This is a genomic window from Bacillus sp. S71 (assembly GCF_016625265.1).
Classification (GTDB): Bacteria; Bacillota; Bacilli; order Bacillales; family Bacillaceae_G; genus Bacillus_A; species Bacillus_A cereus.
Genome location: NZ_JACVUW010000008.1, coordinates 194,970 through 216,816, shown reverse-complemented (window position 1 = coordinate 216,816; position 21,847 = coordinate 194,970). Strand labels below are relative to the sequence as shown.

Genomic DNA, 21,847 nt, shown 5'->3' with positions numbered 1-21,847 from the left:
CCTTTTATGCTAAAGGAGCTGTTTCTGTTATATGTTGAAGTTGATATAAATTGTAATAAAATCCTTTTTTTCGCATTAACTCTTCATGAGAACCAGTCTCTTTAATCTCACCGTCTTCAATGTAAATAATCGTATCAACATGCGTAATCGTCGCTAATCGATGTGCGATTATAATCGTCGTCCTGTCAGCAGCTAACGTCTGAAGCGCCTCTTGAATATACCTTTCATTTTCTAAATCCAATGCCGAAGTTGCTTCATCCAATATAAGTACCGACGGATTCTTTAGAAACACTCGTGCAATTGCCACACGTTGTCTTTGCCCGCCCGATAGCTTTACACCACGTTCTCCAACGACAGTATTATAACCATCTGGTAAGTCTATAATAAAATCATGAATTTGCGCAGCTTTGGCAGCTGCAATCACTTCTTGCTCTGTAGCTTTCGGATTTCCATATAATATATTAGCTCCAATTGTATCGCTAAACAATAAATTATCTTGCAGTACAATTCCAATATTACTACGTAAATTTCTCATATTATACTTTCTTACATCTATCCCATCTACATAAACCGCTCCCTCAGAAACATCATAGAAACGCGGGATCAAACTAGCAAGAGATGACTTTCCTCCCCCACTCGCTCCTACAAGCGCTACTTTCTCTCCAGGCTGCATAGTTAATGACAAGTTGTGTAATATCTCTTTTTCATCTGCATTATAACGAAAAGAAACATTATCAAATACAATTTCTCCATTTAATTTTTTCGTTTGTACCGCATTTGGCACATTAACAATATCGTATTTTTCATCTAACAGTTCAAACACACGGTCCATCGATGCAAAAGATTGTGTTAATGTTGTAGATGAATTAACAAGGCGGCGAAGCGGACTATATAAACTATCCATATATCCAACAAAAGCTACCATCGTCCCTAGCGTTAACTGCCCTTGAATTACTTCATATGCTGCAAAACCAATCACAAGTAATGGACCTAAATCTGTTAACGTATTTACTGCCGAGAATGTTCTCGCCGTCCAACTTGTATGGGTTAATGCTTTCGTTAAAAACTCATTATTTCTTTTTTCAAACTGCTTCCCCTCATACTCTTCTAACGCAAAGCTACGTGTCACTTGCATTCCTTGAATACGTTCATGCAAATACCCTTGCATCGTCGCTAACGCTTGTGAACGCTCTTTCGTCAATTTCCGAAGACGTCCGAAAAAATATTTCACTGCAATTACATAAATAGGTAAAATCAATAATGCAACAAATGTTAATTTTATATTCATAGAAAACATAACAATGATGGCAATAGCAATTGTTGCAGTATCTAACCAGACGTTCATCAAACCAGTAATTACAAAATCCTTCGTTTGTTCTACATCATGGATGACACGCGAAATAATCTCTCCTGTTTTTGTATTGGAGTAATAACGTAAACTTAACTTTTGTAAGTGACCGAAAATATACTTCCGCAAATCATACAGTATTGTATTTGCGATACGCTGCGCGAAATATTGACGATAATATTCAATCGGTGGTCTTAATACCGCAAAAATAAAAAAAGCAATTCCAATCGCTGTTATTAATTGAGATGTTTTATCTTGAAGTGAACCTCCGCCTTGAATTACATCATCGATAATATACTTTAATAACCACGGCATAATAAGTGGGATACCAAACTTAACTAGTCCAATAATAATTGTAATAGCGATAAGCCATCGATATGGTTTAACAAATTGTAAATATCTTTTTATGCCCTGCACATAATCCCCCCTCTAATAGGACAAACCTGCCGGGAAGCCCCCTGCAGGTTTGTTTTAATTTCTGTACATTAAATATCGTTCATACCACATATCTACGAAGTCTGGTGCGAACGGACCTTTTCTTTGATGAATCCACTGTGTTAAATGTGCTACATTTCGTTTTAAAATTGTATCGATAACAGGTGGATACTGCATAATTTGACTATGTTTTTCATACTCATCTTCATCTAGAAGCGTATACGTCATATCTGGATACACTTTAATATCTAAATCATAATCAATATACTTTAATGCTTCAGAATCATACGCAAAAGGGGAGCTTAAATTACAATAATAATATACGCCCTCTTCCCTAAGCATCCCAATCACATTAAACCAATAGTTGGCATGAAAATAACAAATTGCTGGTTCACGCGTAATCCATGTTCGGCCATCCGATTCTGTAACTACTGTACGATCATTCGCTCCGATCACAAGACTCTGTGTCCCTTTTAAAATTGTTGTTTCTTCCCACATTCTATGAATGGAGCCATTATGTTTATAACTATGTATTTGTACTTTTTCTCCTTCTTTGGGAAATCCCATATATGCTCCCTTCTTTCAACTGCAAATGCCCTTTGAACGGCATTCACTTTTCTTCTATTATAACTTTTTTGTCAAAATTTTAAAACTAAAGGGATAAGACTCTATTTTCCACACTGAATATGCAGGAGGTTTATCGTTGAATACAATAATACCCAATCTTCTCAGAAAACAAGGATTGTACTGTATTATTTATAAACGAGGACATGTAATAGAAAAAGCCCCTCTCTATTTGAAGGACTTTTCACCTGAAGGCAATAATATATCTTATCCTAAATTTGAAATCATTTTTTCAGTTGCAAAAGATTGGATTACACTATTCGTTTGTTCTTCAAATTTCTCATGTAACATCTTCAACGCTACTTCTGTTCTATATATTTCCTGACGGATAAAATGCAGTTCTTTTTTATCGCACGTTTCTTTTTCATTCATTTCAATTTGTTGATACTTCTCTAAGTGTGATTGCAATTTTAACAGCTCATCCATCGTTTCCAATTGTTCTCCCACCAACTTATCAAAATCGTTCATTACTTACCCCCTTTTGGATTTCTTCATCAGTTATTATTCCTAATTACATATTTCTAATCTTTAACTTCCTTCTCCTTTGACAACATTTGTTGACTTATTAGAAGTTATGTCGTTCACTTTCTTTTCATTACAATGACCCGCACACAAAGAAAACACTTCTCTCGAATTGGAGAAGTGTTTTTCTTTCATTACTCGTTTGAACTAGAAGATTGTGATTGTTTTGCAGCTGACTTAGCATTTTGTTTTTTCACAGCATGCACGTCTGTTTCAGTTGCAAATTCTGTACCATAACTAGCGTTTGCACTTTGTGCACCAGAAGCTTGTGCTTTCTTTGCTTCTGATTGTGCATTTGCTTGTTTTACTGCTTGTACATTTGTTTCAGTTGCAAACTCTGTACCATAACTAGCATTTGTACTTTGAATGCTAGCACCAGAAGTTGCCTTGTTATAACCTTGTTGTTTTTTACTCATCTTTCTCACCTCCACAATCAATAATGTAACCAATTCAACTAGAAGCTATCCGTAATTTTCTTTTGAAAAAATTCCGCATATATCTCTTGTTACTCATTCAAACTATAGAAAATGGAGGTGGAAATATGTATATAGGACGCGATATGACTGAACTAACGATGCTTTCAAAAAACGAATGGAAAGAAGATGAATTAGCTTATTTTCATCATTCATTACAACAGATTTTGCCCTATTTAAATGCGGAAGGGCAAAGTATTTATAAAGAAATTGTAATAGAGATCGAATCAAGGGGCGGCTTACAAGAAGGTGATGCCAGTTGGACTCATGGGACAAAAATTTCTTACGATTAAAAAAGTGTTCCCAAGTTAGGGAACACTTTTTTGTTTATTGCATTGTAATTTTCTCAACACAACTCTCATAAATCGTACGATGCGATTTAGAGAAAGGTAACTGCTCAAATGCTTTTTTCGATACAAGTTTCAATGTATCTGTTTCAACAATATCACCGGTTACTTTTCCGTAAAATACAAATATATCCCAAGTACGATGAGTAAATGTATGTTGTACATTCATTGCGTACTCATCAATAGAAATCGAAAGCTCAAACTTTTCTTTCATATAATCTATAAGCTGTTCTTTCTGACTTCGAATCCCTTCGCCAAGTTCAATATTCGGAAACTCCCACATATTAGCTAATAATCCGCTACTTGGACGTTTATTAATAACGTAACGACCATCTTCAGTTTGAAGTACTCCTGCAACAAGCGGTACCATTGTAGGAGCTTTCGCTTTACTTTTTACTGGTAGTTCTTTTTGAACACCTTCAGCATATCCTCTGCAATGCTCACGTACAGGACAAAGTAAGCAAGATGGATTTTTGGGAATGCAAATCAATGCACCTAACTCCATCAAACCTTGATTAAAATAAGATGGATTTTCTTTCGAAATAATTTCACGCACAATCTCTTCAAAAACTTTTCGAGTCTTTGGTTTTGCAATATCATCCCATACTGATAAAATGCGAGATAATACACGCATAACATTTCCATCAACTGCCGGCTCTGGTATACCATATGCGATACTTAAAATAGCGCCTTTTGTATATGGTCCGACACCTTTTAACTTTTCAATTTTCTTTACATCACTCGGTACAACCCCGCCGTATACTTCTTTTACCTCTTTTACTGCCGCATGTAAATTACGTGCTCTAGAATAATATCCTAAACCTTCCCATGCTTTTAATACTTCTTCATCATCTGCGTTCGCTAACGCTTCAAGTGTAGGAAACTTCCCCATAAAATTTGCGTAATATGGTTTTACAGCTTCTACTCTTGTTTGCTGTAACATAATTTCCGAAACCCAAACGCGGTATGGATCTTTATTTTTTCTCCATGGTAAGTCGCGCTGTTCTTCTTCAAACCAACCAATTAAATCATTTTGAAACTGCTCTATATTAAAATTTTTTAGTATTTCAAGTGTCAAACTTGATCCCCCTCATTTTTTTGCATATAAGTACTATTATAAAGATTTTAGGAAAAAATTTAAGTAAGATGACATAGGAAATTGAAGGCAAAGGACTTGAGGTATCGAATAAAAAGAGTTACATTAATAAAAAACGGAGGTGGATTTCTATGGACACAGCCACTCACCTTGTTATGGGTATCACTTTAGGTAGCTTAGCAACATTAGATCCAGCCATAGCACAAAGTGATATTGGCCCACAAGCTGTTATGCTTGCTACAATTGCTGGTTCCAACATTCCTGACATTGACACAGTTTTAAAATTGCGTAATAACGCTAAATATATAAGAAATCATCGCGGAGTTACTCATTCCATTCCCGCGGTAATTCTTTGGTCATTCCTTATAAGTGGCATCTCTTTCGCCTTCTTTTCAGACGCTCCATATCTTCATCTACTACTTTGGTCATTTATTGCGGTCTTCCTTCACGTCTTTGTAGATATTTTCAACGCCTATGGTACACAAGCATTACGGCCTTTCACAAAAAAATGGGTCGCACTCGGCGTGATTAATACATTCGATACCGTAATTTTCTTTATCCATATACTTGCAATTGCTTGCATGCTCGTCGGTTCTCATAAAGGATACACTGCCTTAGCAGCATATATATTAATGATTGTTTACTATATCGGACGAATTATGATGCACAGAAATATAAGAAGCGTTGTACACAAACGTTTCAAAAATGTCGAAAAGATTATCATTTCTCCTTCTTACCGATTTTATCATTATCATTTAGCAGTCGTTACAGCTGATTATTACTACGTTGCGAGATGGCACCGTGGTAACATCATGATATATGACAAGTTCGATCGGGTACCGTTCCCAGACAATGATATTATGCGAGCAGCTAAACAAGATGAAAACATCTCGGCCTTCCTATCTTTCTCTCCTGTATATCGCTGGGATATTTTTGATCATGATCATTATTACGAAGTACGATTCATTGATTTACGGTATCGAAGTAAAGATTATTATCCATTTGTCGCGATTGTTCAGCTCGACCATAATTTAAATATTATTAGTTCCTATACAGGATGGATTTTTAGTGAAGAAAAACTTCGAAAAAAACTGGAATTACTTCCACATTAAAAAAAGCGACTCAAGTCGCTTTTTTTAATGTTTCAAATGATCTTCTTGATTAATTAAATGACTATACTTCGGATTGTTTGTACGCATTTCATGAAGGCGTACACCATGATTATTAATCCATGATCGTACCACTTGCTCAGTCATTTCCTCACCTTGATAACGCCCTGATTTTGCATAAGTTGTTTGAAAATCTTCCCAAAGTAATTCAACCCATGCACGAGCTTGTCCGTAAGAAAGCTTGTCATTCTTGTCTAATAATTCTTTCGTTAATGCTTCATAAATATCATTCATGTTCTAATCTCCTTTTACCTATTTATCCCTTCATTTCTAAAGGATAGTTTCTTCTGTTTTGCACATTCTATAAGTGATACTTCTTAAAGAGGTATCAACTGATGAGGAGGAGGGCGTTCGCAATGGGTAAACAAGCCGAATTTTGGTCTGAGTCAAAAAACAACAGCAAAATCGACGGTCGGCCGAAAGCGAAATCACGCTTCGCTTCGAAGCGACCTAACGGCACAATTAACACGCACCCACAAGAACGTATGCGTGCTGCAAATCAGCAGGAAGAGTAGTACAAATTAAATTAACTTCCTACACGAGGTGATAAAGATGAGCTACCGTGATCGCTTAGATAGTCGTTCTGAATTATTTAACCATACGTGGACTCGTCCAAAACATGCGAAAGCGCAAGTTAACGGACAGACGCAACAAACCCAGTCTCTCATTATATTGGCAAATGAATGTAAAAAACGCCAATTTTAGAATCTCCTATCTCCTTTAACGCCTACCAAAGATGAAAACCAGAGAGATATGTGCTCTCTGGTTTTTATTTTTCTTGCAATAAGGAAATTGGTATGCCAATCTCTTCATTATCATTTTGCTTATATCCCCAAGCAAATACCCCATTGAAATACGTAATTTTAAATAATACACCAGGTTCTTCTATTAATTCATATATTTCACCAATACGGAACTTGTTTATATCCGTCATATAAGCACGAGCCATTGCCATTTTTCTCATTAATACATCAAATTCATTGACAATCCCAAGCTGCTCAGCTTTTACTGCTTGCTCCTTCAAAGCGCCAATTTCTTCCCTTAGCTCATGCGGTGTCATTTCACTGTAGCGTTTTGGCATATTCATCTTATTCTCCTCATTCCTCTTCGCGTTTCATTTGCAAAAATATCTCAATTTCATCAATCGAGAATCCTTTTCTATATAACGCTTGTTTCATCTTGTTTTCAAATGTCCATCCATCATACTTCTTATATTTCTCATAATATTTATTCCCATGATAGTGTAACGCTTCTTGTTGCTTTTCGTCATCTCTTTCGTCTTTCAATTCTTCCAAACAAATTTGAATTACTTCTCTAGAATATCCTTTTCGAACAAGCATCTCATCTAACTTTAGCTTCATTTGTAAAAAAGAATGCTTTTGATAAGATTTTTTCTTCTTTTCTATGAGAAACAAGGCATTCTCAATTTGCTTTTCCTTCGGATATTCTTGTAAACTGTGCATAATAAGTAAATCTTGAACACCTTTATTTAACAACTCTCTTTTAATAACAGTTGGACCTTTTCGATTCACATTACTTTGCGTTCGCGTATATAAAACAGCGTACTCTTTATCATTAATATATCGGTCATGTAATAATTTCGAAACGACTTCAGAGATGATGGCCTGTCCCACTTCTTTTTTTCGTAAAAAATCTTCTATTTCTTGTTTTGTTCTCATTTGATAGGATAAATAGGAGATTGCTTGTAAATATGCTTTTTGTACCTCTTCATTGTACAAAATATTTCCTAACTCTATTTCATCAATTTCTAAGCCTTTTTGTAATCCATGTTTCATTAAGATTACTTGATCCACACTAAACCCGTACTCTTCACCTTGGCCTTTATCAATATAAATATTAAATCGTTCTTTCGATCGTTTTTGTACTTCTATTTTTGTAATGACAGCCATACTCTCACCTCTCTATTATTTTAACATAGTCGAGGAACATTTTTTCTTTTCAAGAATATATATAATGAGGAGGAAATACTTGTGAAAATCGCAATTTCTGGTGGTACAGGCTTTATCGGTAAATATCTTTCTACTTTTTTTGTTCAAAAAGGATATACTGTTTACATCCTCACACGAAAAAAAACTACTGAAACTTCCGACCCTAACCTTCAGTATGTTCAATGGACACCAGATTTACAAACCTTCCCCCTCTCTTCTATTGATGTAGTTATTAATCTAGCCGGAGAGTCTATTAATAGTAGATGGACAAAGAAACAAAAGAAAGCCATTTTAAACAGTAGAATTCAAACAACAAAAGGACTCATTAAACAATTGCAGGCACTCCATAAAAAACCACATACATTTATTAATGCAAGTGCTATTGGATACTACGGAACATCTGAAGTAGAGTCTTTTACTGAGCAACAAGAAACTCCCGGAAATGACTTTTTAGCAGAAACAGTATTTTTATGGGAACAAGAAGCAGCTAAAGCATGTTCTCTCGGAATAAGAACAATTTACACAAGATTTGGCGTTGTATTAGGTGCAGATGGCGGAGCCTTGCCAAAAATGTTACTTCCCTATCAATTCTATATCGGCGGCACCATTGGTTCTGGGAAACAATGGTTATCATGGATTCATATAGACGATGTCGTTCGTATGATGGATTTCATCATACACAAAAAAGAAATTGATGGTCCTCTTAATATGACAGCACCAACACCTATAAGAATGAAGGAATTTGGAAAGACCATCGCTGCTGCAACGAGAAAACCACATTGGCTGCCTGTCCCTTCATTTATGCTTCACGCCTTATTAGGTGAGATGAGCATACTTGTACTAGAAGGGCAACATGTATTACCTAGTAAAGCAATTAAACATGGATATCAATACACATTTCCGGCAATAGACCATGCATTACAAAATATACTTTCGCATACAATGTAGTACTTCTAAAACACAATTTTACATGGGCCCTTTTAAAACTTTCATTTTCTAGGATCCGAAGCATTACCATACAAATAACCTTTCAGTTACTTTCCCTCAACTTCCATTAGCATTATAAAGTAACAGAAATGAGGTACCTATGAAAATATTGCTCAAACAAGCCATTGTATACCCTATTACATCTCCAAAGTTTCAAGGCGATGTACTCGTTACAGGAGAGCGAATTACCGAGGTCAAACCTTTTATTCAACCTACTCAAGATATGACCGTTATAGATGCACGAGCACTCCATCTCTTACCTGGCTTTATTGATGTCCATACTCACCTTGGTCTCTATGATGAAGGTACTGGTTGGGCTGGAAATGATGCCAATGAAACATCTGAAGTTTCAACACCACATATTCGTTCTTTAGATGGAATCCATCCTCTCGATATCGCCTTTCAAGACGCTGTACAAAATGGAATTACAACCGTTCACGTTATGCCTGGCAGTCAAAATATTATCGGGGGTACTACTTGTGTAATAAAAACAGCTGGAACTTGTATTGATCATATGATTATTCAAGAACCTGCTGGTTTAAAGATTGCCTTTGGAGAAAACCCTAAAAAAGTCCATAGTAATGGAACAAAAGAATCCATAACACGTATGGGGATTATGGGGTTACTTCGGGAATCATTCTATGAAGCACAACACTACGGGCACGAAGCTGATTTTCGAATGCTTCCTATTTTAAAAGCATTACGTCGTGAAATACCCGTACGTATCCACGCTCACAGAGCAGATGATATTAGTTCTGCGCTACGCTTTGCAACGGAATTCAACCTCGATCTACGTATTGAACATTGTACAGAAGGACACTTTCTTGTTGAAGAGCTTTCGAAACACAATTTGAAGGTTTCAGTTGGTCCCACTCTGACACGCCGTTCTAAAATCGAACTAAAAAACAAGACATGGGATACTTACCATATATTATCCAAAAATGGTGTGGAAGTTTCTATAACAACCGATCATCCTTATACACCCATTCAGTATTTAAATATTTGTGCTGCTGTCGCAGTAAGAGAAGGGTTAGACGAGAAAACAGCACTAGAAGGAATCACCATATTCCCAGCGCGAAATTTGCGGTTAGAGGATAGAATTGGAAGCATCGAGGTTGGAAAAGACGCCGATCTCGTGTTATGGACTCATCATCCTTTCCATTATTTAGCCAAGCCTGTACTAACTATGATTGATGGAAAAATAATTTACAAAAAAAATAAAAAAAACTAGTTTATTTTTTTGACTAGATAAAGTATTATACGATTATAAACTGAATGAAACCATAATCAATTTGTGTCGTGATTATCATTTTCAAATTGATGAATGGGGAAGGCAAATGGTGCGCCACCAGCGTTAGAAACTGGTTCTAGTGGGTTCGATTCCCACCCCGAAATTTTTTAAAGATTGATATAAAAATTTCGAGGGTGGGGTGTTTTTTCGTCATGCTACCCTCGTGTGAGGAGGATTTAGTATGTTGAAAAAACGCGACTTACACGACAGCCACGTTCTATACGAGTTAATGGTGGATCCAGCTGTCTTCCCTTTTGTGCGTCAAAAGGCTTATTCTTATGAAGAATATTTATTCTTAACGAAACAAACGATTGAAGCTGAAGAGCGTGGTGAATTAATTTCACGCACAATTTTAGATGAATGGGGTAACCCTATCGGAACAATTACTTTATTTGATGTGCAAGAAAAAGCTGGATTTCTCGGGACATGGCTTGGCAAACCATATCATGGAAAAGGCTATAATAAATTGGCAAAAGATTCATTTTTTAGTGAACTTTTCTATGAATTAGATATTGAAACAATTTTCATGCGTATTCGTAAAATAAATATTCGTTCTATTAAAGCTGCAGAAAAACTGCAATATGTGAATCTAGCAAATGAAACAAGAAAAGCCGTATATGATGAAATTAACGCAAACGAAGAAGTATATAACTTATATGAAATTCCAAAAGATCAATACACACTTGCTACAATGCGAGATACAACCTTCCAAGATGCTCATCAATTAAAAGAAGCATAATCTAAATTTTCTGAAATGATAATCAATCATTAACATTTTCCATATGCGTATATCCCCTCATGTCTTTGGAAACGATAAATAGTAACTTTAAGACACGAGGTGATTTGTAATGGATAAAAAGAAACGTGATAAAGCAAAAAACACATTATCTAGTACACAAGAAGTTCTCTATCAACGCGAATTTCAAAAAGCAGATCGTGCAGCAGGATATCGCTCGAAAAGCATTTAAAGTGAAAATGAATAATTAGAAGTTTCCCCCCCTAATTATTCATTTTCATTACATAATTTTCTCGACTGATAGAAGTAAGCAAAAAGGCCCCTTATGCTTATGCATAAGGGGCCTTTTTGCTGTGGACAACTTTATCCACAAAACTGATGCAATTGTTAGTAATTTTCAAAAACACTTAATATTTTTCTATATTAAAGCATATATCAGCTGTTTTAATTGTGGATATTTTTCTAAAAATTGTGGACAATGTGGATATAGTTGTTAATATTCCGACTTTACTGTTTAATGAAAGCGCAATCCTTTTGTGGATAAGTAGCTAAATTTTCTTTGAAAATAACAAAGAACCCTCTTTACATATACAAAGAGGGTTTCATATTAAGTAAAAGATTGTGCAAGAGCAGGTGATTTAATAGGTATATGACGCGGTTCTGCATGATTTTCTGTCAAAATTGCATCTACAATATGACCAGCTGGCTCTGGAAGATAGATGCTTTTCATTGCTTCTTTCATTTGAAGAAGCTTCACATCATCTTGTAATAATGCCTCTGTTTTTGCGAAAACCTCACTATCATCGCGAATGACAACTGCTGCTCCTTTTTTTTCAAAGTACATCGCATTTTCATTTTCTTGTCCTGGAACAGGCTTATATAAAATGACAGGTACTTGCAACGCTGCTGCTTCACTTAATGTTATTCCGCCTGGCTTCGTAATCATACAAGAAGTAACTCGGAATAATTCATCAATATTTTCAACATACCCAAACACTTTTAATGCATCGGAATTTTGCTTCTGTAAACTTAATAAATCATGTTTTAAAGCTTCATTTTTTCCACAAACGACAACTACTTGTAAATTAGGCACTGACATAAATGATTGGCATAGTTCTTTTACATTTCCTAATACCCCATGAGCACCTGCTACAATTAGTAAAATCTTTTTATTCTTACATAACTGATATTTATTATATATGATGTCTGAATTTACCTTTAACTCAAAACTACTCCGAATTGGAATTCCTGTTTCAACAATTTGTTCCGCAGGTACACCGATATCAACCATCAATTCTTTCACGTAATCCGTTGCAACAAAATAACGATCTACTTCTCGATGAATCCATATTTTATGCACGCAAAAATCCGTTAATACGTTATAGACAGGAATTGAAATCCCCGTTTGTTTTTTCAATTCTGGTACAGCAATAATTGGAAATGTATTAATTACAATATCAGGTTTCTCCACCTGTAACAGTGTTTTCAAACGTTTTCTTCCAAAGTTCGCATACCAAGATGCTATTTTCTTATCATAAATTTTTTCTACCCCGTAATAAAACAAACGATATAATTCTTTTCCTATTGTATAACTTTTTAAATATAGATATTTTGTAATGTCAGTTATAAATGGATGTGATTCTCCAAACAAGTCGCATACAATAACATCTTCAATTCCTTTTTGGCGAAATGTTTGTTCTAATGTTTTTGCTACTTGCACATGACCATTACCGTAATGTGCAGTTAATATTAAAACCTTGGGGTTTTTTATCAAACAAATCCACTCCTAGCTTTTTGTTTCTCCATATTGCATATACGACAATAGGAAAAACATTTTCCTTAAAAATTACATAAACAGATTCTAATAATTCCCTTTTCAGCTATGTACCTGTCGTGGATATGCAAAGCATATAAGATTGACCCCTTAATCCTATCTGTGCTCATATCTTTACATTATACTTTCCTATAAGAGCTTTCGCAATAACTTACAAATCTTCTCTATTCCATGATACTCACTCTTTTACTTCTTAATTCTTTTTACTATTTTGATTTCCCTTTACAATTATGTAAATTTATCCACTTAATCCGTACAAAATTATGGATATTCTACTTTCAGTATACTCTTTTATCAATATATACTCTAGATTTTATTGTAAAGAAAGCAAAAAGCCTAATCCAATATTTGGATTAGACCGCTTGTAAAATATGTTTAGCATGTTCTACATTTTTCTCAGTAGGTGGTTCTACATTTGCGAGTGGGTACTTGTGTCCAAGCGCCTCCCATTTATATACACCAAGCTTATGATATGGTAACACTTCAACTTTTTGAACATTAGACAGACTTTGAATAAAGCTAGATAGTTTTTGTAGATCCTCTTCATTATCCGTAACACCAGGAACTAATACGTGTCGTACCCAAATCGCTTTATTCTTATCCGATAAATAACGAGCAAATTGTAAAATATGTTCATTTGGTTTCCCTGTTAATTTACGATGCTTTTTGGAATCGATATGTTTCAAATCCAATAAAACTAAATCTGTATAATCCATTAAAATATCTAGCTTATTTTGGAATTCTGGTTCCTCAGAATAACACCCACCAGAAGAGTCGATTGTTGTATGGATACCAGCCTCTTTACACTTTTTAAACAACTCAATTAAAAAGTCTAGCTGTAATAATGGCTCTCCACCGCTAACTGTTATACCGCCTCCGGAGGCTTCAATAAATGGAAGGTAACATGTCACATCCTGCATCACTTCTTCAACTGTTATTTCTTTACCTTTACCGATTTCCCACGTATCAGCATTATGACAATATTGACAACGTAATAAACACCCTTGTGTAAATATGACATAACGAATCCCTGGGCCATCAACAGTACCACAAGACTCTACAGAATGTATTCTTCCTTTTACCATGTTACTTCCTCCTTTATTGAAACAGCCTCCCTTCGCTATGTATTAAAAGCGAAGGGACACTTTTTTCATTTACATGCTTTCATGCATTGTACGGTTAATTACATCAATTTGTTGTTCACGAGTTAATTTAATAAAGTTTACAGCGTAACCAGATACGCGAATTGTTAATTGTGGATATTTCTCAGGATGTTCCATTGCATCCATTAATGTTTCACGATTAAATACGTTAATATTTAAGTGATGGCCTTCTTTTACTGCATAGCCATCAAGCATAGATACTAAGTTACGTACTTGTACATCATCTTCTTTACCAAGTGCTTTTGGAATAATAGAGAATGTATTAGAAATACCATCTTGTGCATCTTCATATGGTAATTTAGCTACAGATAATAATGAAGCTAATGCACCTTTTGTATCACGTCCATGCATTGGATTTGCACCTGGTGCAAATGGTTCTCCAGTACGGCGTCCATCTGGAGTGTTACCAGTTTTCTTACCGTATACAACGTTAGATGTAATAGTTAAAATTGACATTGTATGAACGGAATTACGATATGTTTTATGTTTACGCAGTTTATTCATAAATGTTTTCACGAGATTTACAGCGATCTCATCTACACGATCATCATTGTTACCGTATTTTGGGAAGTCTCCTTCAATCTCGAAGTCAACTGCAATACCATTTTCATCACGGATTGGTTTTACTTGTGCGTATTTAATTGCACTTAATGAGTCTGCTACTACAGATAGACCCGCGATACCTGTTGCCATTGTACGAAGAACATTTGTATCATGAAGTGCCATTTCAATACGTTCATAGCTATATTTATCATGCATGTAATGGATAACATTTAATGTGTTTAAATATAGACCCGCTAACCATTCCATTGTCATATCAAACTTATGCATAACTTCTTCGTAATTTAGTACTTCAGAAGTAATTGGTGCGTACTCAGGACCAACTTGTGCTTTTGATTTTTCATCTTTACCACCGTTAATCGCATATAATAATGCTTTCGCTAAGTTTGCACGAGCTCCGAAGAACTGCATTTGCTTACCGATTCTCATTGCAGATACACAACAAGCAATTCCGTAATCATCGCCGTAATCAGCACGCATAATGTCATCATTTTCATATTGAATTGCTGATGTTTTGATGGACATTTTCGCACAGTAGTTTTTAAAGTTCTCTGGTAATTGTTTAGACCAAAGAACTGTTAAATTCGGTTCTGGAGCTGGTCCTAAATTATCTAATGTATGCAAGAAACGGAATGAGTTCTTTGTTACTAATGGACGACCATCTAATGCCATACCACCGATAGATTCAGTTACCCAAGTTGGGTCACCAGAGAATAATTCATTATAATCAGGTGTTCTTGCGAATTTCACAAGACGTAATTTCATAATGAAGTGATCTACAATTTCTTGTACTTCTTCTTCTGTTAAAGTACCATTTGCTAAATCTCTTTCAATGTAAATATCTAAGAATGTAGAAGTACGTCCAAGACTCATTGCAGCTCCGTTTTGCTCTTTAATCGCTGCAAGATATGCGAAGTATAACCACTGGAATGCTTCTTGTGCATTTGTTGCTGGTTTAGAAATATCGAAACCATGAGAAGCAGCCATTTGTTTTAGTTCTTGAAGTGCACGCATTTGCTCAGATAACTCTTCGCGTAAACGCATTGTATCTTCGCTCATTACACCACCAGTTAAATTCAAATCAGCTTTTTTCGCTTCAATTAAATGATCAATACCATATAATGCTACGCGTCGATAGTCACCGATAATGCGTCCACGACCGTATGCATCTGGAAGACCAGTAATAACACCTGATTTACGTGCATTTCTCATTTCTGGTGTATAAGCATCAAATACACCTTGGTTATGAGTCTTTCTCCAATCTCTAAAAATACGACTAAGTTCTTTGTCCATTTCGTATCCATAAGATTCACAAGCTTGTTCTGCCATACGAATACCACCATATGGTTGTAAAGAACGTTTAAATGGTTTATCAGTTTGGAAACCAACTACTTTTTCAATATCTTTATTTAAGTATCCTGGGTCATGTGATGTAATAGAAGAAACAATTTTTGTATCCATATCAAGAACGCCACCGTTTTCACGTTCTTTTGTTGTTAAATCCATTACTTGATCCCAAAGTTGTTTCGTTGCTTCAGTTGCTTCTGCTAAGAAAGATTCGTCTCCTTCGAAAACGTTTACATTATTTAAAATGAAATCGCGAACATCAATCTCTGCTTTCCATTTTTCACCTTTAAAGTTTTCCCATGCGTTTTTAACATTTTCTAATACTTGAGTCATCCTAATCTCCTCCATTTTTGATTAGTACAGGACTAAGATTTTTTATATAACAGCTTACACACTTAGAATACTACTTTTTTACGAAAGTGAACGAAATAGTTGTGACATGTTTGTGAAATGTTGAGCAAACTACTATATATATAGTGTTAACTTCATTTAAAAGTCTTTAAAATTAACCCTTTCCTTAATTGTATTTTTTTGGTATCCTTATATACGAGTCCTATTTTGTAATATAAGAACAATACCCATTGTAGAGCTGTAATACTCTTATCTCCTAATCTGTTATAGTTTTTATAACAGAACAAAAAAGTGTACACATGTTGTACACTTTTTTTGTTACTTCTATAAAACATCTCTTTTTCTATTGCCATCATAGAATCCGCCACGATTGTCTGTTGATGCAATTATTTGCTCTAGTCCTTCTATATGATCACCTATAATTCGAAGTACAGCTGGAGGATGACCTATTTTTGCAAAATGTTCACTGGGACGAATACGGTTCATCTTATCAACCTCAACACGACATACACATGCAATTTCAAATCCAGAAAGAAGAGCCTTCACCTGTGCTACACAAGGTGACAATAAAGATTTATATCCAATTGCTTTCAAACACTTGTGGCTAAATGCATTAGGTACCGCAATAAGTGAGCCTACCCCTAAATCCTTTCTATCACAAGCTAAATTTAGTGCATACTTAAATGCAGTTACAAGATGAAGTGGTACTCTTAAATCTAAATAATGATTTAAATCATTTAATGCGACGTCCTTTCCATCTGCAATAGCTTTTGCAAAAGGATATAGTTCACTAGCTGGAATAACAAAATCACCATCTATAAATAACACAATTTCTCCTTTTGCAAAATAAGTTCCAAGTGAACGCCCTACATCGTTTCCAAGGGCTTCTTTATATACAATGGTTGTTGCGCCTTTGTCTTTTGCAATCGTTGCTGTTTTATCTGACGAACCATTTACGACAACGATGATTTCAAAAGGTTCAATTTTACGAAGCTCTTCTATAACCTTTCCAATTGTTTTCTCTTCATTTTGTACAGGAATAACAACCGATAGTTGCTTTTCTCTATACAAATTGGATGTAACGCCCCATCCTTGATAAAAATCTTCGAAATTTAAAGTATGATAGACGCTATCCCTTTTCCTATTTCCATCATAATATCCCCCGCGTATATCACTGCTTACTATTCGTTCTGCAACTGCTTCTATATGATCACCTATCATTCGTCTTTCAGATTGAGAAAGGTTCGTGCCATATGCAGCATGTTCAATCGGTCGAAATTTATTCGGCGTAATAACATCAATAGCACAATGACGGTTAATTCTCCATTTACTTTGTGCTATACGTAAATGAGCTACAATAGGATTAACTAAACATTCATATCCAATACTTTGGACGACTTCTTTCGTCAACGCATGAGGTACAGATAATAAAGAATCTATCTTTAATTCTTCACGCTCTAACATTGCATTTAATATTTGACGCCACACTGTAACGGAATGGGGTTTTTGTTTCTTTAAAAACAATGCGTCCAAATTATTTAAAACGATGTCAGTCTGATCATGTAAAATTGGATTAAGAAACAATTGTAATTTGGAAGTTGGAATAGCAAAGTCCCCATCTATAAATAGTAATACATCACCTATCGCATGTTTTGCGCCAACTGCACGCCCAACATCGTTTCCTAATAGTTCTGTATACCTGATTACTTTACAACCTAGCTGATCAGCAACCTCTTCTGTACCATCATTACAACCATTTGCTATGACAATAATCTCTACTGGATTTAACGGTTTTACCGATTGAATAACTCCTGAAATCGTATCTACTTCATTACTTGCAGGAATAATAACTGATAGCGACTTAGCCATTGTTTTCTTCACGAAACCATTTAATAGTTTCTTTCAATCCTTGTTCCCACGTTACTGTCGCTTGAAATTGAACAAGTTCTCTTAACTTTGTTACGTTCGGCCTTCTATTCGGAATTTCTTCAAAGCCATGTGGATATACTTCCTCAAAAGGAACTTGTACAATTTTCGAAGAAGATTTCGTTAGTTTTTTTATTGTTTCTGCTACTTCTTTTATACTCTGTTCGTTCTCAGAACCTATATTAATAATCTCACCATTTACCTTCTCATCCATTGCCCGAATTGTTGCTTCTACCGCATCACTCACATACGTAAAGCAACGTGTCTGCTTTCCATCTCCATATACGAGAATGTCTTCTCCTTGCAAAGCTGCACGGATAAATCGCGGGATTACTCCTGCATATGGACCATCTTTCGCTCTTGGACCATAAATATTAAAATAACGAACAATCGTTACAGGTAAGCCTTCTAATGCGTATCCTAAACATAATGTTTCTTCTAACGTTTTACAAACTGCATAACTCCAACGAATTTTAGAAGTTGCCCCGTACAATCGATCTCCTTCTTCAGAGAAAGGCGGTTTGCCTTTACCATATACTTCTGAAGTAGATGCAAAAACTACTTTCTTCTTTCCTTTTAATGCTGCTTGTAAAATGTTTCTCGTTCCGTCAAAATTCGTTTCAATGAGCTCTATACTTTTTTCCATTGTCGTTTTAACACCTAAAATTGCTGCTAAATGAAACACTACATCATGTTGATTTACTAATTCATAAATAGAGTTTTTATCTAAAACACTTATTGGAATAACCCGAATCTCTCTCATTAGCTCATTATGATACTTATTTTTCCCTTTATAGAAGTTATCCACAATCGTGACTTCATAACCCCTTCTCACCAACTCTTCAGCTAAATGAGATCCAATAAATCCGGCCCCACCTGTAATTAAACATTTCTTACTCATACACTCACCTTCTTTACGATTCCCCGTGTATCTATTACTCGGTTCATTCCTTTAAAAAGCTTCCAATCGATATTAGAGTGGTCAGTTAAAATTAAAATACAACCTGCCTCTTTAACTGTTTGTTCATCCAAAGCAACAGATTGATACACCTTATCTCCAATTTCCGCGGAAGAAATATATGAATCATGGTATTTTATCTCGTATCCTTCTTTTATTAGTAATTGAATAATTGGCAAAGCCGGTGATTCTCTCAAATCATTTACATCTTTCTTATATGCGATTCCTACAATTAAAACTAGTCCGGGTGATTGCACCATGCCCTTTACTTTCCGGACTATTTTCTCTGGCATTTCTTCATTAATTACATGTGCCGCCTCAATTAATTGACTAATTGCCCCATTCTTTTTTATTCTCCATTGAAAATATAAGGGGTCTACGGGAATACAGTGCCCCCCTATCCCTGGTCCTGGCCAATACGGAGTAAATCCAAAAGGTTTTGTAGATGCCGCTTCAATGGCCTCATAAAAATCAATCCCTAAACTTTCACATAATGTGTTTAACTCATTTACTAAAGAGATGTTAACTAAGCGCTGAATATTTTCAAATAACTTACACATCTCTGCTACTTTCGGCGAACTAACAGGTACAACTACGTCAAAAATGGTACTATATAAATCCTGTACTTTTTGTTTACACTTTTCTGTTTGTCCACTAATAACTTTTGGAATAGATTGAACTGAATATTGACTATTTGCTGGATCAATTCTCTCAGGGGAATATCCGATATAGAAATCTTCTCCTACCTTTTGGCCAGCTTGAGAAATAATAGGAATAATAACTTCCTCAAGTGTGCCTGGATATGTGGAACTTTCAAAAATGAAGGTTTGTCCTTTTTGGAGATTTTGTTGTATATAATGCGAAGCTGAAATGAGGGCACTTAAATCTGGTTCTCTTCGTTCATTAATTGGAGTTGGAACAGTAACAATAACATAATCACTACTTTGGAAATCAGTAATACCTTTATCTGGTGTATTTACTATTAATTTATTTTTAGTCAATAAACTTTGCAACACTTTAGAAGAAACATCTGGAATATAACTTTCTCCTTTTATAATCGATTCTATTTTTCTAGTATCTTTATCTAATCCAAGTACGGTATGTCCTCTTTCTGCAAAATGGACTGCTAAAGGAAGACCAACATACCCTAATCCAATAATAGCTACTTTACTACTAGCATTCATCTGTATTCTTTTCTTCCTTTCTCAATTGTTGAATAGTGTCTCTATCGCGATCTCCATCTGTAAAACTCCCACGTTCGTCTGTATATTGCAATAGATAAGCAATCGCCTCAAGTTGATCACCGAAAATACGGTCAAATGCCGGAATACGCCCATTTACAAATCCATGTTGCTCCGGGCGTACCCGATTGGTTTTTATAACATCTACAAATTCTACTGCTGTAATAGAAAAAACCTCCAAAATAGCTTTCATTTGAGCTAATGGCGGAATAACAAGCGAGTCATATCCTATTTTCTCTATTACCCTTTTATGCATAGCATGTGGTACTGCCGTTAATGAGTTATTCCATAAATCCGGTCTTTTCGCTACTAAATTCATAAAATATTTCCCCATACTAATTGGATCTGCAGGATGAAACATATCTAATAAGCATTGTAAATCATTTAAAACCACGTCACTTCCATCTTCAACAGCTTGCAAAAATGGAGTGAGTTTTTTTGCTGGAATAACAAAATCACCATCAACGAATAAACAAATATCTGCCGTAGCATGCATGGCACCTATCGCTCGTGCTACATTATGTCCAAGCGCCTCCCCGAATTCAACAACAATAACATTCTCTAACTTTGCCTGTTTAACAGTCTCAAAATCTGCTCCATTCGCGACAACAATAATTTCATCTACCCCTGCTTTTTTCACTTCTTGTATAACAGATCTTATCGTCATTTTTTCTTCTGACACTGGTATAATCGCACTATATTTCGCTTTTTCCTTCTTTAATACAACTGGTTTATAGTTCCCTATAAACTCCCTATCCCTGTTTCCCTCCGAAAAACCGCCGCGTTTACCATATGTTTCGATTACATATTGCAAAGCACGTAAATGATCACCCATAATACGGCTAGTCGCTTTCGGATAAGGAGAACCAGGTGATGTTCCTGTATGCACAGGACGAACCTTATTTGTGTGAATTACATCGACCGAAGCCGTATCAACAATATCTACTCCTCTAGACATCGCTATCGCTTGAAATAGTGCTGGATCTGCTAAATTCCACCACCCAAGTTTCTCGATAACTTCCCTGCTCATCGCATGTGGAATTGCGATTAAAGATCCAACAACAAGCTCTTTTTTATTCAAATAGCGATTCAACATGAACTTTCCAACTGTCGTATAATGTGGTCTCATCTTTAAATAAACCGACCATGTTAAATTATTCACAACAATTTGATGCCCTTGTCGAATTCCTTTCACGAAATGTTGTAACTCTTTACTATCAATAACAATATCACCATCTAAAAACAAAACAATTTCACCTTTTGCTTCTCTAGCCCCAATAGCCCGTCCAACATCATTGCCAAGAGAATGTTTATAATAAATCACGTGACAATGATGTTGTAACGCTATGTCTTTCGTTCCATCTGTCGAGCCATTATCTACTACAATAATTTCGTAAGGCTTGAGCTTCTCCACTTCTACTAAAACTTGTGATAAAGTACTCGCTTCATTGTGCGCTGGAATAACAACTGATACTCTCATACTTGTATC

The 21,847-nt window shown here is 35.5% G+C and carries 24 protein-coding genes; 8 read left to right on the top strand and 16 right to left on the bottom strand.

The window, feature by feature from the left end; all coding sequences use genetic code 11:
* Positions 1-4: 4 nt before the first annotated feature.
* From IBT51_RS18825 to IBT51_RS18810, 4 genes are all read right to left on the bottom strand, one after another.
* Positions 5-1,765, bottom strand: a complete 1,761-nt coding sequence (locus tag IBT51_RS18825; protein WP_001161604.1) for an ABC transporter ATP-binding protein — start codon at positions 1,763-1,765, stop codon at positions 5-7.
* A gap of 54 nt (positions 1,766-1,819) precedes the next feature.
* On the bottom strand, positions 1,820-2,350 hold the full coding sequence (gene ntdP, locus IBT51_RS18820) for a nucleoside tri-diphosphate phosphatase (RefSeq protein ID WP_000506627.1): 531 nt from the start codon (positions 2,348-2,350) through the stop codon (positions 1,820-1,822).
* A 264-nt stretch (positions 2,351-2,614) separates the two neighbouring features.
* Complete coding sequence (locus IBT51_RS18815; protein WP_088022132.1) at positions 2,615-2,875, bottom strand: YgaB family protein; 261 nt, start codon at positions 2,873-2,875, stop codon at positions 2,615-2,617.
* Between the two features lie 188 nt (positions 2,876-3,063).
* The gene (locus tag IBT51_RS18810) at positions 3,064-3,345 is read right to left on the bottom strand and encodes a gamma-type small acid-soluble spore protein (protein WP_000039034.1); all 282 of its coding nucleotides are present in this window, start codon (positions 3,343-3,345) and stop codon (positions 3,064-3,066) included.
* Positions 3,346-3,470: 125 nt separating this feature from the next.
* On the opposite strand from IBT51_RS18810, the gene IBT51_RS18805 reads away from it, so the two are divergent.
* On the top strand, positions 3,471-3,695 hold the full coding sequence (locus IBT51_RS18805; protein ID WP_000275439.1) for a hypothetical protein: 225 nt from the start codon (positions 3,471-3,473) through the stop codon (positions 3,693-3,695).
* A gap of 34 nt (positions 3,696-3,729) precedes the next feature.
* On the opposite strand, the gene mutY is transcribed toward IBT51_RS18805, so the two are convergent.
* Positions 3,730-4,827: an A/G-specific adenine glycosylase gene (gene mutY / locus IBT51_RS18800; RefSeq protein WP_088022131.1), complete on the bottom strand. Its 1,098-nt coding sequence runs from the start codon at positions 4,825-4,827 to the stop codon at positions 3,730-3,732.
* Positions 4,828-4,976: 149 nt separating this feature from the next.
* On the opposite strand from mutY, the gene IBT51_RS18795 reads away from it, so the two are divergent.
* A complete protein-coding gene (locus tag IBT51_RS18795; RefSeq protein WP_000379115.1) occupies positions 4,977-5,957 on the top strand; it encodes a metal-dependent hydrolase in 981 nt (326 codons plus the stop codon).
* Positions 5,958-5,981: 24 nt separating this feature from the next.
* On the opposite strand, the gene IBT51_RS18790 is transcribed toward IBT51_RS18795, so the two are convergent.
* Positions 5,982-6,248 carry a YfhJ family protein gene (locus IBT51_RS18790; RefSeq protein ID WP_000998159.1) on the bottom strand — a complete coding sequence of 89 codons (267 nt, stop codon included), beginning with the start codon at positions 6,246-6,248 and terminating at the stop codon, positions 5,982-5,984.
* Between the two features lie 122 nt (positions 6,249-6,370).
* On the opposite strand from IBT51_RS18790, the gene IBT51_RS18785 reads away from it, so the two are divergent.
* Both IBT51_RS18785 and IBT51_RS18780 read left to right on the top strand, forming a co-directional pair.
* Positions 6,371-6,529: a small, acid-soluble spore protein K gene (locus tag IBT51_RS18785; protein WP_098679270.1), complete on the top strand. Its 159-nt coding sequence runs from the start codon at positions 6,371-6,373 to the stop codon at positions 6,527-6,529.
* Positions 6,530-6,566: 37 nt separating this feature from the next.
* A complete protein-coding gene (locus tag IBT51_RS18780) occupies positions 6,567-6,719 on the top strand; it encodes a YpzG family protein (RefSeq protein ID WP_000122093.1) in 153 nt (50 codons plus the stop codon).
* 64 nt (positions 6,720-6,783) lie between these two features.
* Here the strand turns inward: IBT51_RS18780 and IBT51_RS18775 are convergent, their stop codons facing one another.
* Together IBT51_RS18775 and recX are read right to left on the bottom strand one after the other, a co-directional pair.
* Positions 6,784-7,101, bottom strand: a complete 318-nt coding sequence (locus IBT51_RS18775) for a YfhH family protein (RefSeq protein ID WP_200458714.1) — start codon at positions 7,099-7,101, stop codon at positions 6,784-6,786.
* Between the two features lie 10 nt (positions 7,102-7,111).
* A complete protein-coding gene (recX, locus tag IBT51_RS18770; RefSeq protein WP_053565320.1) occupies positions 7,112-7,924 on the bottom strand; it encodes a recombination regulator RecX in 813 nt (270 codons plus the stop codon).
* Between the two features lie 81 nt (positions 7,925-8,005).
* On the opposite strand from recX, the gene IBT51_RS18765 reads away from it, so the two are divergent.
* From IBT51_RS18765 to IBT51_RS18750, 4 genes are all read left to right on the top strand, one after another.
* Positions 8,006-8,911, top strand: a complete 906-nt coding sequence (locus IBT51_RS18765) for a TIGR01777 family oxidoreductase (RefSeq protein WP_053565321.1) — start codon at positions 8,006-8,008, stop codon at positions 8,909-8,911.
* Between the two features lie 139 nt (positions 8,912-9,050).
* Positions 9,051-10,181, top strand: a complete 1,131-nt coding sequence (locus IBT51_RS18760; RefSeq protein ID WP_000698297.1) for an amidohydrolase — start codon at positions 9,051-9,053, stop codon at positions 10,179-10,181.
* Positions 10,182-10,422: 241 nt separating this feature from the next.
* Entirely contained in the window at positions 10,423-10,980 is a 558-nt protein-coding gene (locus IBT51_RS18755; protein ID WP_000914737.1) for a GNAT family N-acetyltransferase, read from the top strand.
* Between the two features lie 109 nt (positions 10,981-11,089).
* Positions 11,090-11,209, top strand: coding sequence for a YfhE family protein (locus tag IBT51_RS18750; protein WP_000358482.1), 120 nt, complete (start codon positions 11,090-11,092; stop codon positions 11,207-11,209).
* Positions 11,210-11,584: 375 nt separating this feature from the next.
* On the opposite strand, the gene IBT51_RS18745 is transcribed toward IBT51_RS18750, so the two are convergent.
* From IBT51_RS18745 to IBT51_RS18710, 8 genes are all read right to left on the bottom strand, one after another.
* Positions 11,585-12,751 carry a diglucosyl diacylglycerol synthase gene (locus IBT51_RS18745; RefSeq protein ID WP_200458715.1) on the bottom strand — a complete coding sequence of 389 codons (1,167 nt, stop codon included), beginning with the start codon at positions 12,749-12,751 and terminating at the stop codon, positions 11,585-11,587.
* A gap of 413 nt (positions 12,752-13,164) precedes the next feature.
* A complete protein-coding gene (gene pflA / locus IBT51_RS18740; protein ID WP_000238463.1) occupies positions 13,165-13,896 on the bottom strand; it encodes a pyruvate formate-lyase-activating protein in 732 nt (243 codons plus the stop codon).
* Positions 13,897-13,965: 69 nt separating this feature from the next.
* Positions 13,966-16,215, bottom strand: coding sequence for a formate C-acetyltransferase (gene pflB / locus IBT51_RS18735; protein WP_000195468.1), 2,250 nt, complete (start codon positions 16,213-16,215; stop codon positions 13,966-13,968).
* Between the two features lie 152 nt (positions 16,216-16,367).
* Complete coding sequence (locus tag IBT51_RS18730) at positions 16,368-16,589, bottom strand: hypothetical protein (RefSeq protein WP_002094217.1); 222 nt, start codon at positions 16,587-16,589, stop codon at positions 16,368-16,370.
* Positions 16,558-18,102 (bottom strand): glycosyltransferase family 2 protein, encoded by a 1,545-nt coding sequence (locus IBT51_RS18725; RefSeq protein WP_053565323.1) that lies wholly within the window; start codon positions 18,100-18,102, stop codon positions 16,558-16,560. Before IBT51_RS18725 ends, IBT51_RS18730 begins: the two co-directional genes overlap by 32 nt.
* Positions 18,095-19,060, bottom strand: coding sequence for an NAD-dependent epimerase/dehydratase family protein (locus IBT51_RS18720; RefSeq protein ID WP_064532189.1), 966 nt, complete (start codon positions 19,058-19,060; stop codon positions 18,095-18,097). Before IBT51_RS18720 ends, IBT51_RS18725 begins: the two co-directional genes overlap by 8 nt.
* Positions 19,057-20,301 carry a nucleotide sugar dehydrogenase gene (locus tag IBT51_RS18715; protein WP_071730629.1) on the bottom strand — a complete coding sequence of 415 codons (1,245 nt, stop codon included), beginning with the start codon at positions 20,299-20,301 and terminating at the stop codon, positions 19,057-19,059. Before IBT51_RS18715 ends, IBT51_RS18720 begins: the two co-directional genes overlap by 4 nt.
* A complete protein-coding gene (locus IBT51_RS18710) occupies positions 20,291-21,838 on the bottom strand; it encodes a glycosyltransferase family 2 protein (protein WP_234465784.1) in 1,548 nt (515 codons plus the stop codon). Before IBT51_RS18710 ends, IBT51_RS18715 begins: the two co-directional genes overlap by 11 nt.
* Positions 21,839-21,847: the final 9 nt, after the last annotated feature.